Source organism: Hymenobacter agri (assembly GCF_054778495.1).
Map to the genome: position 1 here is coordinate 1 of NZ_BAAGZM010000038.1, position 15,624 is coordinate 15,624.

Annotated in this window: 22 protein-coding genes; 3 read left to right on the top strand and 19 right to left on the bottom strand. The window is 59.6% G+C overall.

Going from position 1 to position 15,624, the window contains the following annotated elements; genetic code table 11:
* The 3 genes from ACYVDE_RS03965 to ACYVDE_RS03975 form a co-directional block, all read left to right on the top strand.
* The coding region (locus ACYVDE_RS03965; protein ID WP_460500166.1) for a M48 metallopeptidase family protein at nucleotides 1-205 on the top strand (205 nt) is incomplete at its 5' end.
* A gap of 30 nt (nucleotides 206-235) precedes the next feature.
* A complete protein-coding gene (gene yidD / locus ACYVDE_RS03970) occupies nucleotides 236-460 on the top strand; it encodes a membrane protein insertion efficiency factor YidD (RefSeq protein ID WP_460500167.1) in 225 nt (74 codons plus the stop codon).
* 43 nt (nucleotides 461-503) lie between these two features.
* Nucleotides 504-1,415 (top strand): hypothetical protein, encoded by a 912-nt coding sequence (locus tag ACYVDE_RS03975; RefSeq protein ID WP_460500168.1) that lies wholly within the window; start codon nucleotides 504-506, stop codon nucleotides 1,413-1,415.
* A 1-nt stretch (nucleotide 1,416) separates the two neighbouring features.
* Here the strand turns inward: ACYVDE_RS03975 and ACYVDE_RS03980 are convergent, their stop codons facing one another.
* The 19 genes from ACYVDE_RS03980 to ACYVDE_RS04070 form a co-directional block, all read right to left on the bottom strand.
* A complete protein-coding gene (locus ACYVDE_RS03980; RefSeq protein ID WP_460500169.1) occupies nucleotides 1,417-2,223 on the bottom strand; it encodes a LytR/AlgR family response regulator transcription factor in 807 nt (268 codons plus the stop codon).
* Nucleotides 2,220-3,260, bottom strand: coding sequence for a sensor histidine kinase (locus ACYVDE_RS03985; protein ID WP_460500170.1), 1,041 nt, complete (start codon nucleotides 3,258-3,260; stop codon nucleotides 2,220-2,222). Before ACYVDE_RS03985 ends, ACYVDE_RS03980 begins: the two co-directional genes overlap by 4 nt.
* Before the next feature lie 32 nt (nucleotides 3,261-3,292).
* Nucleotides 3,293-5,650, bottom strand: coding sequence for an outer membrane beta-barrel protein (locus ACYVDE_RS03990; protein WP_460500171.1), 2,358 nt, complete (start codon nucleotides 5,648-5,650; stop codon nucleotides 3,293-3,295).
* A gap of 285 nt (nucleotides 5,651-5,935) precedes the next feature.
* Nucleotides 5,936-6,535, bottom strand: coding sequence for a bL17 family ribosomal protein (gene rplQ, locus ACYVDE_RS03995; protein WP_460500172.1), 600 nt, complete (start codon nucleotides 6,533-6,535; stop codon nucleotides 5,936-5,938).
* A 183-nt stretch (nucleotides 6,536-6,718) separates the two neighbouring features.
* Nucleotides 6,719-7,708 carry a DNA-directed RNA polymerase subunit alpha gene (locus tag ACYVDE_RS04000; protein ID WP_196286037.1) on the bottom strand — a complete coding sequence of 330 codons (990 nt, stop codon included), beginning with the start codon at nucleotides 7,706-7,708 and terminating at the stop codon, nucleotides 6,719-6,721.
* Nucleotides 7,709-7,878: 170 nt separating this feature from the next.
* On the bottom strand, nucleotides 7,879-8,484 hold the full coding sequence (rpsD, locus tag ACYVDE_RS04005) for a 30S ribosomal protein S4 (RefSeq protein ID WP_243515577.1): 606 nt from the start codon (nucleotides 8,482-8,484) through the stop codon (nucleotides 7,879-7,881).
* Between the two features lie 26 nt (nucleotides 8,485-8,510).
* Nucleotides 8,511-8,903, bottom strand: coding sequence for a 30S ribosomal protein S11 (rpsK, locus tag ACYVDE_RS04010; RefSeq protein ID WP_196286035.1), 393 nt, complete (start codon nucleotides 8,901-8,903; stop codon nucleotides 8,511-8,513).
* Between the two features lie 87 nt (nucleotides 8,904-8,990).
* Entirely contained in the window at nucleotides 8,991-9,368 is a 378-nt protein-coding gene (rpsM, locus tag ACYVDE_RS04015; RefSeq protein ID WP_196291020.1) for a 30S ribosomal protein S13, read from the bottom strand.
* Between the two features lie 111 nt (nucleotides 9,369-9,479).
* Nucleotides 9,480-9,596, bottom strand: a complete 117-nt coding sequence (rpmJ, locus tag ACYVDE_RS04020; protein WP_046246595.1) for a 50S ribosomal protein L36 — start codon at nucleotides 9,594-9,596, stop codon at nucleotides 9,480-9,482.
* A gap of 21 nt (nucleotides 9,597-9,617) precedes the next feature.
* A complete protein-coding gene (gene infA, locus ACYVDE_RS04025; protein ID WP_035567874.1) occupies nucleotides 9,618-9,836 on the bottom strand; it encodes a translation initiation factor IF-1 in 219 nt (72 codons plus the stop codon).
* Between the two features lie 5 nt (nucleotides 9,837-9,841).
* Nucleotides 9,842-10,627 carry a type I methionyl aminopeptidase gene (gene map / locus ACYVDE_RS04030; protein WP_460500173.1) on the bottom strand — a complete coding sequence of 262 codons (786 nt, stop codon included), beginning with the start codon at nucleotides 10,625-10,627 and terminating at the stop codon, nucleotides 9,842-9,844.
* 7 nt (nucleotides 10,628-10,634) lie between these two features.
* Complete coding sequence (gene secY / locus ACYVDE_RS04035; protein ID WP_460500174.1) at nucleotides 10,635-11,954, bottom strand: preprotein translocase subunit SecY; 1,320 nt, start codon at nucleotides 11,952-11,954, stop codon at nucleotides 10,635-10,637.
* Nucleotides 11,955-11,969: 15 nt separating this feature from the next.
* The gene (rplO, locus tag ACYVDE_RS04040) at nucleotides 11,970-12,422 is read right to left on the bottom strand and encodes a large ribosomal subunit protein uL15 (protein ID WP_460500175.1); all 453 of its coding nucleotides are present in this window, start codon (nucleotides 12,420-12,422) and stop codon (nucleotides 11,970-11,972) included.
* A gap of 15 nt (nucleotides 12,423-12,437) precedes the next feature.
* Nucleotides 12,438-12,617, bottom strand: a complete 180-nt coding sequence (gene rpmD, locus ACYVDE_RS04045; protein WP_196286030.1) for a 50S ribosomal protein L30 — start codon at nucleotides 12,615-12,617, stop codon at nucleotides 12,438-12,440.
* Between the two features lie 6 nt (nucleotides 12,618-12,623).
* Nucleotides 12,624-13,115, bottom strand: coding sequence for a 30S ribosomal protein S5 (rpsE, locus tag ACYVDE_RS04050; protein WP_196286704.1), 492 nt, complete (start codon nucleotides 13,113-13,115; stop codon nucleotides 12,624-12,626).
* 93 nt (nucleotides 13,116-13,208) lie between these two features.
* The gene (gene rplR, locus ACYVDE_RS04055) at nucleotides 13,209-13,559 is read right to left on the bottom strand and encodes a 50S ribosomal protein L18 (protein WP_460500177.1); all 351 of its coding nucleotides are present in this window, start codon (nucleotides 13,557-13,559) and stop codon (nucleotides 13,209-13,211) included.
* Between the two features lie 9 nt (nucleotides 13,560-13,568).
* Nucleotides 13,569-14,123, bottom strand: a complete 555-nt coding sequence (gene rplF / locus ACYVDE_RS04060; protein WP_460500178.1) for a 50S ribosomal protein L6 — start codon at nucleotides 14,121-14,123, stop codon at nucleotides 13,569-13,571.
* Between the two features lie 27 nt (nucleotides 14,124-14,150).
* Nucleotides 14,151-14,549, bottom strand: a complete 399-nt coding sequence (rpsH, locus tag ACYVDE_RS04065) for a 30S ribosomal protein S8 (protein ID WP_068191741.1) — start codon at nucleotides 14,547-14,549, stop codon at nucleotides 14,151-14,153.
* Nucleotides 14,550-14,897: 348 nt separating this feature from the next.
* A partial coding sequence (locus tag ACYVDE_RS04070) for an NAD(P)-dependent oxidoreductase (protein WP_460500179.1) occupies nucleotides 14,898-15,624 on the bottom strand: 727 nt, incomplete at its 5' end.

Sequence of the window (15,624 nt, forward strand, 5' to 3'; positions counted from 1 at the left end):
GGGCAGCTGCACGCCGCGCACGGCCCGCATCCGGCTTTCGCCAGAGCTGGTGCGCGCCCGCCCCGAGTGCCTCGACTACGTGCTGCTGCACGAGTGCTGCCACCTGCTGGTTGGCGACCATTCCCAAGCTTTCTACGACCTGCAAACCCGCCTGCTGCCCGATTGGGAGCACTGGAAGCGGGAGCTGAATGCGCTACCGAAGTAGCTTTCCGCGCCGTTATTATTGCTCATCGCCATGCTTTCCCGCCTGTTCCGCGCCCTTTTTCTCGGCCTCGTCTGGTTTTATCAGCGCTTCATTTCCCCGCTCACCGCCCCGAGCTGCCGTTACGCGCCCACTTGCTCAGCCTATGCTACGCAGGCCATCACGAAGTACGGGCCCTGGCGCGGGGGCTGGCTGGCGCTGCGGCGCATCGGGCGCTGCCATCCGTGGGGCGGGCACGGCTACGACCCCGTACCCTAGTCCCCTCGATTGCGTATAGGCAGGCTCACTAGTTGTTGTTTTAATGCGCTTTCTTCCACTGCTGCCGGCCGCTGCGGCCTTGTTGCTCACCAGTGCCTGCTCGCAGGCGCAGTCCGATAGTCAAACCGATAAGCCAACCGTCCAGACGGCCCCGGAAATGCCCAAGGGCGGCGACCGGCGCAAAAACAAAGACGCCGCCGCAGCCATTCCGGGTTTGCGTAAGGTGGGCTCGGTGAAGGGCGTGGTGCCCGAAAGCTCGGGCCTGGCGCCCGCGCCCACTGCAGGCCACTACTTCAGTTTTGGCGACGATGGCAACGCTCCCACGCTCTACGAAATTGACGGGACCGGCGAACTGGTACGCAAGCTCGACGTGCCCGCCACCAACCACGACTGGGAAAGCCTGAGCCGCGACAACAGCGGTAATTATTACATCGGCGATTGCGGCAACAACGAGTCGGCCCGCCGCGACCTGAAGCTTTACAAGTTCCGGCCCGATGCGCCCCAAACCGTCGGCACCATCGCCTTTTCCTATCCCGACCAAAGCGAATTTCCGCCCAAGAAAAAGCAGCGCAACTTCGACGTGGAAGCCAGCCTCTGGCACAATGGCCAGGTATGGCTGTTCACTAAAGACCGCGCCCAGGACCAGGCCAGCAAAGTATACACTGTGCCCGAGCAGCCCGGTACCTACACCGCCAAACTCGTCACCACCCTCGCCATTCCCGGCCAGGTTACCGATGCGGCTCTGCGGGCCGACGGCCATCGCCTCGTGCTGCTGGGCCGCGGCGAGCTGTTCATCCTCGACGGCAATACCTGGGCCGATATTCTGAAAGCCACGCCGCGCGAGGTTTCGCTCGAAGGCGCCGGCCAGACCGAAGGTGCCGTGTTCAAAGACGACCGCACGCTGCTCATCAGTACCGAGAAGGGCGACCTCTACGAGTACACCTTCCCGCAGTAGTCTAGCCTTCCAGCCAGCGCCGGAACTCCGGCGTCTGGGCAGCGCTGGTGACGAGCGTAGTGGCCGGCCGGGTGCGCAGCTGCACCGCCAGCCGGTTATTGAAATACGGCTCCATTTTCTCCACAAAAGTCACGTTCACCAGCTCCGAGCGATTGAGCCGGCCAAATTGGCGTGGGTCGAGCTGGCGCCCCAGCTCAGCGAGCGTGCCCGCCAGCGGGTAGCGGGTGCCCGCGGCATCCACCGCAAACGTCACGCCTTCATCGGCCTGTACGTAGGCAATGTCAGCCACCAGCAGCAGGTAGAGCCCGGTGCGCATCCGCACTGAAAACCGTTGTTTGTACTGCGGCTGGTTCTGGTGGCGCAGCGCCTCGCTCAACTCACGCAACACGTGGGGGCTCAGCGAGACTTCGGCGGGCGCGGTGGGCACCGCGGTAGCAGCCGGACGCAGGCTGTTCTGCAGCAGGCGGTACTTATGGAGTGCCTCCTCGAACTGCTCGTACTCGAAGGGCTTGAGCAGGTAGGCAATGCCATTGCCCCGGAAAGCGGGCAGCAGAAACTGGTCGTAGGCCGTGGTGAAGATGACCGGGCACGTCACCCGAAACTGTTCGTAGAGCGCAAACACGTTGCCATCAAGCAGCTCGATATCGGAGAAAATCAGGTCGGGCATGGGGTTGCTTTGCAACCAGGCCAGGGCTTTTTCGATGCTGCGCAGCACGGGCGGCGCCGGCTGGCCTAGCCCGGCCCGCTCCAGAAACTGCACCGTTTGGCGGGCGGCCAGCACTTCGTCTTCCAGAATCAGAATATTCATACAGCAGTCAGGGATTGAAGCACCGCGGGGCGGGCAGGGGCCAGCAGCGGCACCGTTACGGCAAAAACGGCCGTCGTTGCCTCTACACGCACTTCCTGGTCGGTGAGCAGGCGGTAGCGTTCGCGCAAGTTGGTCAGGCCCGTGCCCAGCGAGTCGACGGCCGTGCGCTTAGGCCGCCGCGGGTGGGCCACGGTCAGGGCCGTAGCCGTGGCTTCGATGGTGATGAGCAGCGGGGCATCCTCATCACCGGCGTTATGCTTGATGGCGTTTTCGACCAGCAGCTGCACCGTGCCCGGCACCACCAGCAGCCGGGCGGGCTCTACCCCCACCGCAATTTCCTGCCGGAAATCGTAGGCCGTACCGAAGCGGTGGCGCAACAGGTACACGTACTCCTCCACGAAGCGCAGCTCGTCGGCCAGCGCTACAAAATCATCGTCCTTGTGCCGAATCAGGAAGCGGTAAAGGTTGGCGAAGCGGCCCAGGTACTCGTTGGCCTCGGCCGGGTCCTGCTGAATGAGGCCGCGCAGCACGTTGAGGTTATTGAACAGAAAGTGCGGGTCAATCTGGGCTTTCAGGCTGCGCAGCTCACTTTCGGTTTGCGCTTTCTGGGTTTCGAGCAGGCGGCGCTGCACATCGGCGTAACGCTTGCCGGCCAGCAGAATGCCCAGCATGCCGTAGCTCTGGGTGTGGTGCATCACGGCGTTTAGCAGGGTGAGCAAGTTCCAGTGCAGGGGCTTGGAGCTGAACAGTAAATCGTAGCCCAGCCAGTAGAAGTGCGCGTCAATGAACACAAATACCACCAGCCCGCCCAGCACCACCACCGGGTTGCGCCGGGCCAGCACCAGCGGCAAAAACCCAAAAACGAGCAGGTACACCGCTGCCGAATCGAGCACAATAGTGTAGAGAATGCCCGCCACGGCGCGCTCCAGCGCATACTCACGGCTGTAGCTAAAGAAGATGATGGGGGCCGCCAGCAGCCAGTACACCAGCACCAGCAGCAGGTCGGAGCGGCTCGGCCGTTGCAGCGACAGTTTCATGGGGCGAAGAACCGGGAAAGTTGCCGAAGAAGCTATTCCTTATCCGTTTTCACGCGGCCCCGCTCCTCGTCCAGCCCAGTGCCCCGCTTGCGGGCGGCTTTCATCTGCGCATTACCCAGCTTGTAGCTGAAGCTGGCCCGCAGCTGCCGGCTCTCGCCATAGCTCAGGAAGCTCACGTCCAGGTTCTGGTAGCGCACCGTGCCGCGCTGCTTGGCCGAAAACAGCGCGTCGTTCAGCGACAGTCGGAAGGTAGCCCGCTCGTTCAGCAGCGTCTTCTGCAAGCCCAGGTTCAGCGCCCCGAAGCCGCGGAAGTTTACCAGCCCGTTCACGCCCGCCGTCTGGTAGTAGCTCGATACTTCAAACGTGAAGCCGTGCGGCAGCTTCGTATTCGACTGCGCATAAAAGGTGGCCGCTGTGCGCCCGTTGCGGTAGGTGCTGCCCAGGTACTGGCTCAGATACTGATTGTAAAACACGTTCACGCCCGCGTAGCCCGTCATGCGCTTGCCCATGTTCAGCGGGAAGTTCACCGTGCCGCTATACCGCTCCAAGTGGTCGAGGTTGGCCGTGGTCGAGTACACCGCACTGTCCTCCGTAGCCGTCACCAGGCTAATAGCATCCTGCGTGCGGCTGTAGCCCAGCATCAGGAAGGGCTGCTTCTGCCACGTGAGGGACAGTTTATAGTCATTGGTGAACTGCGGCTTCAGGAACCGGTTGCCGCGCTGCGAGGTGTACGGGTCGAGGTACACAATACTGGGGTTCAAATCCTGGTAGCTCGGCCGGTCGATGCGGCGGCTATAAGCCAGGCTCAGCCCCGCCGATTTATACACTGCCCGGTCTAGGCTCAGGCTCGGAAAGAGCTGGCCGTAACTGCGCTCTACTAGCTGCCCATCAGTCCGTGAAATAGCCCGCGTATTCGTCCATTCGCCCCGCAGCCCGCCCTGCCAGTTCACGCTCCACGCCGTGCCCTCCGCCTGCCCGTACGCCGCCCGAATTCCTTCCGTGTAGCTGAAATCATCGTTGCGCGCCACCGCGCCACCGCTCAGCGCCACCACGCTACCAATCGTGGCCTGGCTGGCCTTCGCTCCCAGCGCCACCTTTAGCCCGGCCCGCACCGGCCGGCGGTAGTCTACCTTGCCCGAGCGCAGCGTGATATCCGTCAGCTGGTCGTTCTGTAGCTGCTCCGTGCGGCCCCGGCCGTCGGCCACCACCTCATTGCGCAGCCGCCCGTAGCTGTCGGAGCGGTAGCGCGAGTAGTCCGCGTCGGCCGTCAGCTCCTGCCCCAGCGTATCGAGCAGCAGCTTGTAGTTGACGTTGCCGGCGTACGAGTCCGTCAGGCGGCGCGTGTTGTTTGTCGTCTGCACGCCGGTGCCGCTGCTGGCTTCGGTCTGATTCTGGCCCGCCACGGTGGTGCGGTTGGTGTAGCCATTCAGTAGCAGGCCCACCGTCTGCCGCTGCGTCAGGCGGTAGTCGGCCCCGGCGCGGAGGGTCTGCACATTGGCCTCCCGCGGCTGGTAGCTGGTTTGGTGATAGTTTCCTTCCGCTCCGGTGCCTTGGCGCTCGGTATTCAGCTGCTCGTACGTTTTCCGGTAGGTGTAGCCGTAGTTGCCGAACAGGTTCAGCTGCTTGGTGCGGTGGGTCAAATCCAGCGTCGCACTGCCCTTGCCGAAGCGCCCGTAGCCGCCCGCTACCGTCAGCGTGCCGTTGGTACCCAGGTCGGCATTCTTGCTCAGAATGATGTTGATGATGCCCGCGTTGCCCGCCGCGTCGTGGCTGGCGTCCGGCTGCGTCAGCACCTCAATCCGCTCGATGCTGCTGCTCGGAAAGTCCTTCAGCACGCTCACCACATCGGTGTATTGCGTCGTGCGCCCATCAATCTGAATAATCACGCCCTCACGCCCCACTACGCTGATGCGGTTGTTCATCACCACCAGCCCCGGCACCTTCTGCAGCGCCTCCAGCGCCGTAGCGCCCGCCGTGAGGCTACCTGCCACGTTCACCACCATCTTACCCGCCTGCATCTCCAGCAGTGGCTTGCGGCCCACCACCTGCACCTCGCCCAGCGTCTGCGCCGAAGCCACCAGCACCAGCGCCGGCACGCGTACCGCCGCCGCACCCACTGCGAAAGCACCGCTCCTAGCCTTCTGAAACCCCACGGCCGTAGCCGCTACCTGATACTGCCCCGCCCGCTTCGCCTTCAACACATAAGCACCCTGCTCATCCGCCCGGCCCGCGTCCACCGCGACCGAATCACCGGCCGCCACCAGCAACACCGTCGCAAACGGCACTGCTTGTTGCTTCATATCCAGCACGCGACCCGTCACGAGCACCTGCTGGCCGAAGCCCCGTCCCACCATCAACAACAGAATCAGTAAAGTAAAGCAGGCTCTCATGGCGTCAGCGTTTGGGTTAAAAGATGCCCAAAACACGCCTCCCAACCCTACGAAAGCACCCGCAATCTTTCCAACCCACCTAAAACTTCCACGAACCCAAGCAAACCACCTGCGAACCCAAAGCAGCTTACCCACCCAATCCCAATTCGCTTGGCATCCCTCTCCTTTTTGGAGAGGGGCCGGGGGTGAGGCGCACCGGCTGCGCGAATAAAACCCCTCGTCAGCACAAAAAAAGGGACGCCCCTCGCGGAGCGTCCCTTTCAATCTTGCAGCAATTACTACGAATTAAGCACCGGCTTCGTCAGCCTTGGCTTCTTCGCGGCTCTCGCCATTGTGCAGCGTTTCGGTAGCCGTATCAGCCGGAGCCGACTGCTCAACCTTAGCATTCGGGGCTACAGCTTCGCCTTTCACTTCGGTAGCCGAAGTAGCCGCATCGCCAGCAGCCTTCTTACCACCACGACGCGAACGACGGGTAGTGCCAGCAGCCTTATCAGCAGCCGCCTGCTTCGACTCAATCAGGGTCTCGTTGAAGTCCACCAGTTCGATGATGCACATCTCGGCGTTGTCACCCAGACGGCTGTCGCTCAGCTTCAGGATGCGGGTATAGCCACCGGGACGGTTAGCAATTTTGCCCGAAATGTTGCCAAACAGCTCTTTAATCGACTCTTTGTCCTGCAGGGCGGCGAACACCATACGACGCGAATGCGTCGTGTCTTCCTTCGACTTGGTCAGCATCGGCTCCACGTACTTGCGCAGGGCTTTGGCTTTGGCCACAGTCGTCGTCAGACGCTTGTGCAGGATGAGCGACGAAGCCATGTTCGAGAGCATGGCGTGGCGGTGGGCGGTGGTACGGCCCAGGTGGTTAATTTTTCTTCCGTGACGCATTGGTCGTGTAAAAAAATGTGTGCTTGCGGGCGGCGACCACGGCGGGCCTCAAGGCCTCATTAGAACCGCTGCCCCTGGGGCACACTGGTGAAAAATGTGAAAATGAAAAAATGTGGAGATGTGAAAATGAAAACCGAGCTCGAAGCTCATCTTTCCACATTTTCACATCTCCACATCAAATAATTATTCTTCGTCGAGCCGATACTTGCTCAGGTCCATGCCGAACTCCAGGCCACGCTCTTCCACGAGGTTTTCGAGTTCGGTGAGGCTCTTCTTACCGAAGTTGCGGAACTTCATCATGTCGGCGATTTCGAGCTGCACCAGCTCACCCATCGTCTTGATGTCGGCCGCCTTCAGGCAGTTCTTCGCGCGTACGCTGAGCTCCATGTCCTCCAGCGGAGTCTTGAGCATCTTGCGCATCTGCATGGTTTCCTCATCAATCGGCTCGTCCTCGGTCACGCGCGGGCCCTCGAGGGTCATCGTGTTATCCGAGAACAGCATGAAGTGCTGAATGAGGATGTTGGCCGCACCTTTCAGCGCGTCCTCCGGGTGAATCGAACCGTCGGTCTGAATCTCGATAACGAGCTTCTCATAGTCGGTCTTCTGCTCCACACGGGTGTTCTCAATGCTATACTTCACGTTTTTGATGGGCGTGTAGATAGCGTCGATGGCAATCTGACCGAAAACCTGGTCAGCCGGCTTATTCTCGTCGGCGGGCACGTAGCCGCGGCCCCGGGCAATCGTCAGCTCCATCTCCAGCTCCACGCTGGGGTCGAGGTGAGCAATCACGTGGTCGGGGTTCAGCACTTCGAAGCCGCTGGCGAACTTGGCAATATCAGCGCCCGAGAAGGTATCCTGGCCTTTCACGCGCACCGTAATTTTATCCGAGATGGCGTCGCTCACCTTCTTGAAGCGAACCATTTTCAGGTTCAGAATGATTTCGGACATGTCCTCAATCACGCCTTCGATGGTCGAAAACTCGTGCAGCACGCTGTTGGTGCGCACCGAAGTGATGGCGAAACCCTCCAGCGACGACAACAGAATGCGACGCAGCGCATTGCCGATGGTGACGCCGTAGCCCTTCTCGAGCGGCTTAAATTCAAACGTCCCGGTGAAGTCGTCGGATTTCTCCATCACCACTTTCTCCGGCATCTGAAAAGCTAAGATTGACATATGTGGGGCGTTAAAAAAGTTGTAGCACCGGCCCTAGCCTGTGCCGGATATTAAAGAAACCTTGGCGCAAACCGCTTAAACTCAATAAGCGCAAGCCGAAGCGTGCGCTGCCTAATCGAGTAAGCACAAGTGCGGCCCGGCAAACTGCCGGGCCGCTACCAGTAGCGCTATTACTTCGAATACAGTTCGACGATGAGCTGCTCCGTAATTTTCTCCGGAATCAGCTCGCGCGAAGGAGCATTGGTGAACTTGCCAGCCAACTCCTTGCCGTCCCACTCCAGCCACGAGAACTGGCGCGAGTTGCGAACCGACAGGCTCGTGGTAATGGCTTCCAACGACTTCGACTTCTCACGCACGGCCACGATGTCGCCGGGACGCAGGTGGTACGAAGGGATGTTCACCACTTCACCGTTCACGGTGATATGCTTGTGGCCCACCAGCTGACGAGCCGCGCGACGCGTCGAGGCAATGCCCAAACGGTACACGGTGTTGTCCAGACGGGCTTCCAGCAGGGCGAGCAGGTTGTCGCCGGTGATGCCGGGCATGGTGGCAGCCTTGTGGAACAGGTTTTCGAATTGCTTCTCCAACATGCCATACATGTACTTCACCTTCTGCTTCTCCATCAGCTGCACCGCGTATTCCGACTGCTTCTTGCGGCGGCCGCGGCCGTGCTGGCCCGGAGGATATGCTTTCTTGTTGAGCGCCTTGCTCGGGCCGAAAATCGGCTCGTTGAAGCGACGGGCAATTTTTGAGGTAGGGCCGGTATAACGTGCCATTTGATTATCCTAACTGATGTGAAAAACTAAACGCGACGACGCTTGGGAGGGCGGCAGCCGTTGTGGGGCAGCGGCGTTACGTCGCGGATGGTGGTCACCTCAATGCCCACGTTGCCGAGGGCGCGGATGGCCGACTCACGGCCCGCACCCGGGCCTTTCACGAATACTTCGGCTTTGCGCATGCCCAAGTCGTGGGCTACTTTGCCGCAGTCGCTCATCGCCATTTGAGCGGCGTAGGGCGTATTTTTCTTCGAGCCACGGAAGCCCATTTTGCCGGCCGAAGCCCACGAAATAACTTGACCGTTGTTGTTGGTGATGGAGATGATGATGTTGTTGAACGAGGCACGGATGTGTACCTGGCCCACCTGCTCCACCACGACAACGCGCTTCTTGGCTTTGTCTTTTCTTTTTTGTGCCATTTGGTTATCGCAAAAAATGCGGGAGGTGTTGGCGCTGGCTGCGCGAGTATACTACTCGCCAGAGCCAGCGCCGATTCCCGGTTAAGTTTATTTCGTTGCCTTCTTCTTGCCGGCCACCGTTTTGCGCTTGCCCTTGCGGGTACGCGAGTTGTTCTTGGTGCGCTGACCACGAACCGGCAGACCTTTGCGGTGACGCAGACCACGGTAGCAGCCGATGTCCATCAAACGCTTGATGTTCGTCGTTACTTCCGAGCGCAGCACGCCTTCGGTCTTGTGCTCGGCGGCAATGATGGCGCGGACAGCACCCGACTCCTCGTCGGTCCAGTCCTTCACCTTCTTGTTGACGTCGACGCCAGCTTTTACCAGAATCTTGCTGGCGTTGCTCCGGCCGATGCCGAAGATGTAGGTCAGCGAAATTTCGCCGCGCTTGTTGTCCGGGATATCAACCCCTGCGATACGAGCCATTGTGTGTGGTTATGTGTTTGCGGACAGAAACCCGGCAACTACTTGGAAGGCGGGCAGGAAGTGCTTAACCACCTGCCCAGTACCCAAGGTTCCGGGGTTCTAAAAATTGAATTAACCCTGACGCTGCTTAAAGCGGGGGTTTTTCTTGTTGATGACGTAGAGCTTGCCATTACGGCGGACCAGTTTGCAGTCCACGCTACGCTTTTTCACCGAGGTTTTTACTTTCATGACCTGTGAAGGGAAACGGGTTTATTTATAACGATACTTAATCCGGCCCTTCGACAAGTCGTAGGGCGACATTTCCAGCTTCACCTTGTCGCCGGGCAGAATCTTGATGTAGTGCATCCGCATCTTGCCCGAAATGTGGGCAATCAGTTGGTGACCGTTTTCCAGCTCCACGCGGAACATGGCGTTGGAAAGGGCTTCGAGGATGGTACCGTCCTGCTCAATCGAGGCTTGTTTTGCCATAAGGGCTACTGCTGCAATGCTTTTTCGATGTATTCAAAGGAGGTGAGAATCTCCGCCTTTTCTTTTCTAACTACTACGGTGTGCTCAAAGTGCGCCGAAGGTTTGCGGTCTTTGGTGCGAATGGTCCAGCCATCCGCCTCCTGCACCACGTCCTTCTTGCCCAGGTTGACCATCGGCTCAATGGCCAAGGTCAACCCCGTTTGCAAGAGCGGCCCCGAGCCCCGCTTGCCATAGTTCGGCACCTCGGGTTTCTCGTGCAACTCGGCTCCCACGCCGTGGCCCACCAACTCGCGCACCACCCCGTAGCCCAAACGGCTTACATGGTTCTGGATAGCATAGCTAATGTCGCCCACGCGGTTGCCGCTCACGGCTTGTTCGATGCCTTTGTACAGCGCCGCTTTCGTTTCCTTGAGCAGCGTCAGCACTTCCGGCGCCACTTCCCCGATTGGGTAAGTGTAAGCACTATCTGAATGGTAGCCATTCAGCAACACCCCGCAATCCACCGAGATGATGTCGCCACTTTTCAGCGGCTCGTCGGTGGCGAACCCGTGCACCACCACCGAATTCGGCGAGAGACACAGGCTATAGGGGAAACCGTATAATCCTTTGAAGGAAGGTATTCCGCCGTGGTCCCGGATGAACTCCTCCGCGCGCTTGTCCAGCTGCCGCGTCGTTACTCCTTCCTTCACCAAGCTCGCGACTTCGCCGTGAGCCCGGGCAAGCAGTTGGCCGCTTGCCCGCATGAGGTCAATCTCCTCTTCGGTTTTGTATTGAATCGGACCTTTTGCCATTGTTAAATTACGAGGCAATGGAAATGGGCTGGGCCGTGCGACCGCGCAGCTTACCCGATTTCATCATGCCGTCGTAGTGCTGCATCAACAAGTAGCTCTGCACCTGGTTCACCGTGTCGAGCACTACCCCCACCATGATGATGAGTGACGTGCCGCCATAGAAAGCCGAGAACGGACGGGTTACGCCCAGCAACAAAGCCAGCGCGGGGAAAATGGCGATGAGAGCCAGCGCCACGGCACCCGGCAGGGTGATGCGCGTCAGAATTTCATCGATGTATTCCGAGGTATCGCGGCCAGGTTTCACGCCGGGCACGAAACCACCGCTCCGCTTCAGGTCATCGGCAATCTGGTTAGGATTGACGCTGATAGCCGTGTAGAAGTAGGTGAAGATGATAATCAGCAGGCCGAAGGTCAGGTTGTACTGCCACGAAGTGTAGTCCGAAAACTTCACGCCGATGTAGCTGGCGGTATCGCTCTGGTTCTGCCATACCGACGCCACGATGGCGGGTACGAACATCAACGACTGGGCGAAGATGATGGGCATTACACCGGCTGCATTCACCTTGAGGGGAATGAACTGACGCTGCGCATCCAGTTGCGTGGTGCCGCCAACTTGCTTAGCGTACTGCACCGCGATGCGGCGAACCGCTTGCGTGAGCACGATAACCGCCATTACCACGAGGAACAGCACCACCATTTCCAGCAGGAAAATCAGGGACTTGTTCACGCCTTTGGCAGCGGCCTCACCGATGATGGCACCGGGGAGACGCGACACGATACCAATCATGATAATCATGGAGATACCGTTGCCGATGCCTTTGTCCGTGATTTTCTCGCCCAGCCACATGCAGAACAGCGTGCCGGCCGTGATGATAATCATGGTCGAGATGGTGAAGAACGTGCCGGGGTTGATGATGGCTTCGGCGTTAATCGTGGCGATGAAGCCAACCGATTGGGCCAACACAATCGGAATCGTGAGAATCCGGGTGTACTGGTTGATTTTCTTACGTCCCGACTCGCCTTCCTTCTGGAGCTTCTGGAAGTAGGGCACGGCGATGGTGAGCAGCTGCAACACAATCGACGCCGAGATGTACGGCATGATGCCCAGCGCGAAGATGGACGCGTGGCTGAAAGCGCCGCCGAGCAGCGTATCCAGAATGCCAAACAAGCCTTGGGCGCCGGTCTTGAGCTGCGTGGGGTCCACGCCCGGCAACACCACGTAAACGCCTAGGCGATAGATGGCAATGAAGAAAAGCGTATTGAGGATTCGCGTACGCAAATCCTCAATCGCAAAGATGTTTTTTATCGACTCGATAAACTTATTCATTGCCGAAGGTAGCTATTAGAGCGTTACCGCTTTGCCGCCGGCCTTCTCGATGGCTTCAACGGCCGACTTCGAGAACGCGTGAGCATGAACTTCTACCGCCTTGGCGATTTCGCCGCGGCCGAGAACTTTGATTTTGGCGTTTTTCGACACCAGACCGTTGGCCACGAAGTACGCGGCGTCCATGGTCGTAGCCGAAGCGTCTTTGTCGAGCAGCGAGGTGAGGGCATCGAGGTTGATAGCCTTGTACTCGACGCGGTTCAGGCTCTTGAAGCCGAACTTGGGCACACGACGCTGGAGGGGCATCTGGCCGCCTTCGAAGCCGGACTTACGCTTGTAGCCCGAACGCGACTTGGCGCCTTTGTGGCCCCGCGTCGACGTACCGCCGCGCGTGGAGCCTTCGCCCCGGCCGACGATTTTCTTGCCCTTGGTAGAGCCGACGGCGGGTTGGAGATTGCTGAGATTGAGCATGACGAAATACGAGTCTTACAGTTCAGTTACTTCGAGCAGGTGTTTCACGCTGTTTACCATGCCCATAATGGACGGGTTCACGTCGTGCTGCGCGGTGCTGTTGAGTTTGTTCAGGCCCAGGGACTGAACGATGCGCTTCTGACGCTCGGGGCGGTCGATGGCGCTGCGCACGAGCTTTACTTGAATTTGTGCCATGTTCAATTAACCGTTAAAAACGCGGGCCAAAGAGATACCACGGGCTTGAGCGATTTGCAGCGGGTCGCGCATTTTGGCGAGGGCGGCAAACGTTGCTTTTACCACGTTGTGGGGGTTCGACGAGCCTTTCGACTTCGCCAGCACGTCCTTGATGCCGGCACTCTCGAACACGGCGCGCATGGCACCGCCGGCGATTACGCCCGTACCAGCGGCAGCGGGCTGCACCAGCACGAAACCACCGCCGTAGCGGCCTTCCATGAGGTGGGGAACGGTGTGCTTGTACATCGGTACCTTCACAATGTTCTTCTTGGCGTCGTCAATGCCTTTGGCAATGGCGTCGGTCACTTCGTTGGCTTTGCCGAGGCCGTAGCCCACGTTGCCGTTGCCGTCGCCCACCACCACGATGGCGGAGAAGCTGAAGCGGCGGCCGCCTTTCACCACCTTCGCTACGCGGTTGATAGCTACTACTTTTTCTTTGAAGTCGGAATCAGCGCCCATGCGGGAGTTGTCCTTGTTCCGGTCGCGGTCGTTGCTGCGCTGACGGTCGCCCCCGCCCCGGTTGTTGTTGTCGCGTTCTTGCGCCATGATAGTTTAGAAATTGAGGCCGCCTTCGCGGGCACCTTCAGCCAATGATTTTACGCGACCGTGGTAGAGGTAGCCCGAGCGGTCGAACACCACTTTCGTGATGCCTTTCTCCTGAGCTACAGCGGCGAGCTGCCGGCCTACGGCGGCGGCCAGGGCCACGCCGTTACCACCTTCGGCGGTTACTTTTTTCGACGTAGCAGCGGCCAGCGTGCGGCCGGTCGTGTCGTCGATAATCTGAGCATAGATGCCCGTGTTGCTGCGGAACACCGACAGGCGCGGACGCTCCGAGGTGCCGGACACTTTCGTGCGGATGATGCGCTGAATCCGCTTGCGGCGAGTTGCTTTATCAAATGCCATGATGCGAATTTATTTAGAAGCCGTTTTACCAGCTTTGCGACGGATAATCTCACCCACGAAGCGCACGCCTTTGCCTTTGTAGGGCTCCACTTTGCGCAGCGAACGGATTTTGGCGGCCACTTGGCCCAGCAGCTGGTTGTCGATGCTGGTCAGGGTCACGATGGGGTTTTTGCCTTTTTCGGTAACGGCCATGGCGGCTACTTCTTTCGGCAGGGCCAGGTACACGTTGTGCGAGTAACCGAGGGCCAGTTCCAGCGTGCTGCCGGTGGCGGTGGCCTTGTAGCCTACGCCCACCAGCTCGAGCTTCTTCTCGAAACCAGCGCTCACGCCGGTAATCATGTTGTTGATGAGGGCGCGGTAGAGGCCGTGCATGGCCTTGTGGCGCTTCTGCTCCGTGGGACGGGTTACGGTGAGGGTACCGTCTTCGATAGCAACGGCGATATCGCGGTCTACTTGCGTAGTGAGCGAGCCTTTGGGGCCTTTCACCGTCACCGCGTTGTCTTTGTCGACCGAGATGGCGACCCCGGCGGGGACGGCAATCGGCAGTTTACCAATACGTGACATAATTGAATTTGCTAAAGCGGTTCCGGACTAGTACACGTAGCACAGCACCTCGCCGCCCACGTTCTCGGTTTTGCACTCCTTTTCGGTCATCACGCCTTTCGAGGTCGAGATGATGGCCACACCCAGGCCGCTGAGGACGCGGGGCAGGTTGTCGGCTGCCACATATTGACGCAAGCCGGGCGTCGAAACGCGCTGCAGCTTGGTGATGGCGGGGGCCTTCGTGGTGGGGTTGTACTTCAGGGCGATTTTGATGGTGCCCTGAACCGACGAATCATCAAAACGGTACGATTGGATGTACCCTTTGTGGTACAGCACTTTCGTGATTTCCTTTTTGATGTTGCTGGCCGGGATTTCTACCACCCGGTGGTTCGCCTTGATGGCGTTGCGCACCCGGGTCAGGTAGTCGGCAATGGGGTCAGTGTTCATTGATAATTAAATACGTCCGCTTTTTTCGGAGCGCAAAGATAAGAAAATTTCGCCGGGTGCCCAACGGGACCAACGAAATTTCGGGTTAAGACTACTTGGCACGTCCGGCGACGGTCCGGCCAATGGTTTCTTTCGGCAACCTGCCAAATGATTTTGAGGCACGCCTCGGGTTTTGGGTGTGCAAAGGTAGCAGTCTTTCAGGCGCTTTTGCAAGTCCGCCGGCGAAACTTCTTTCAAGTATTGCCCGCGAATGGCCCGATACGATGCAGGGGCGGGGCCTGTATCCACCCGAACGTCGAACGATTCAGGCGCGAGTCGTACAACGATGGGCGGGGTCGAGCCCCACCCCTACCCGTTCAGATGTTTGAGGATGGCGATGACGTCCTCGTCGCCGTGGGCGGCTTCGGCGTCCTGGAAGGTTTGATGTACGGTATTGGCCAGCGGGGTGTGCAGGCCCTCGGCTTTGGCCAGACGCAGGTCTTTGGCCAGCAGCTTGAGGGCAAAGGCGGCTTGGTAATTCTCGTTCAGCAGGGCTTCGCCCTTGATGGTCATGAAGGTGCTGGCGAGGGCGCTGTTTTTAATCAGCGTGAGCAGGTCGGCGGTGGCCAAGCCGTGCTGCTGGGCGAAGACGACGGCCTCGGCCAGACCCTGGGCTTGGAAGCCGAGCAGCACGTTCATGGCGAGCTTGGCGGTGTTGCCGGCGCCGGCGTCGCCTACGCGCAGGGCCAGCTTGCCTAGGGGTACCAGCAACGGTTCGGCCTGGTGGAACGCGGCTTCTTCGCCGCCGACCATGATGGCGAGCTGGCCGGTTTCGGCCTGCTTCACGCTGCCCGATACGGGGGCGTCGAGGTACTGGTGGCCGTGGGCCTGGCTCAGCTTCGCCATTTCCTGGCTGATGCCGGGCGAAACGGTACTCATGTTGATGAGGAGCCGGCCAGTGGTGGACGACTTTAGCAGGCCGTGCTCGCCGGTGAACAGCTCGCGGATGGCCTGGTCGTCGGACACCATCAGGAAAACGACGGGGGCGGCGTCGAGCACGGCGTCGGGGGTGCCGGCCACGGTGGCGAAGTCGAAG